The organism is Pseudarthrobacter linnaei (assembly GCF_055412825.1).
Genome location: NZ_JBVAYX010000074.1, coordinates 1 through 1,015, shown reverse-complemented (window position 1 = coordinate 1,015; position 1,015 = coordinate 1). Strand labels below are relative to the sequence as shown.

Here is a 1,015-nt window from a genome sequence, read left to right as displayed (position 1 = left end):
GGTGGTGGACAACCATCTGCGTCAGGAAGAGCCTGGCTGCTTCGGTGCCCTGGGCGGCCTCAAGCTGCTTCATGTCGCCCGCGCCCATCATGCCGTCCATGGTGTGGCCGGCACCCATGGTCGCGGATTCGTTCCAGGTCTTGAGCCAGCCGGTCATCGTTTCGATCTCCGGTGCCTGGGCTGCTTTGATCCGTGCTGCCAGGTCGGTGACCGAGGCGGGGATGTCCTTCTTCTGGAGCATCATCTCGCTCATTTCCACCGCCTGTTCGTGGTGCGGAATCATTCCCTGGGCGAACATGGTGTCGGCCTCGTTGTGTTCGGTAACGGCGGCCGGTGCGCTGCTGGACATCATCCCGGGGCCCTGGCCCATTCCCGGCATTGAGCTGGCGGAGGAAGCCGGGCTGCTGGAGGTGGCGGACGGTTCGGAGGGGCCGGTTGAGCAGCCGGCGAGGGCGAGTGCCGCAGCGATGGCGGTTGCGGAAAGGGTCAGAAACTTCGTGTTGATCATGGCTGTTAAGTCCTTCAAGACATCAGGGGGCGCAAGGGCGCCAGGGGTGTGTGCATCAGCGATGCGCCCGGCTCAAAGGAGGAGAGTCAGGCAGGGACGGGCGCCGGTCAGGTCACAGCGCGGGGCCCCGTTTTACGTTCGGCTGATGCAGAGCTCGCCTGGTGATGGGCTGCCGGGAAGATAGGACCACAGCGTGCCAACATGGCTCTGGGTCCCCGCGTTGGTGTTCCGGGCGATGATTCCGGTGCCCGGCAGCGGTGCGGCCAGAGAGGCCGTCTTCGCCGACGGGGTGCAGTCCACAGTCATGGACTGCGTGCTGGTGCAGGTGTTCGAGTCCGTGCACTGCACGGTCCGGGCACCGGCTTCGTCTTGTGCCGCGTGCACGTGCGGGTCAGAGGATGGTCCAGCAGGATGTTCTCCCGCGAGGCCGGCAGGGGAAGAATCGTGATGGTCGCTGACGGTTGCATCCGCCGTGGCCGGGGAGTGCGTGGCATGGGTGGCGGTCAT

General features: G+C 65.6%; 2 protein-coding genes. Both read right to left on the bottom strand.

Annotation, left to right across the window (positions count from 1 at the left end; genetic code table 11):
- A partial coding sequence (locus ACZYZ3_RS20535) for a DUF305 domain-containing protein (protein WP_463965608.1) occupies positions 1-508 on the bottom strand: 508 nt, incomplete at its 3' end.
- Positions 509-640: 132 nt separating this feature from the next.
- The coding region (locus ACZYZ3_RS20530) for a hypothetical protein (protein ID WP_463965607.1) at positions 641-1,015 on the bottom strand (375 nt) is incomplete at its 5' end.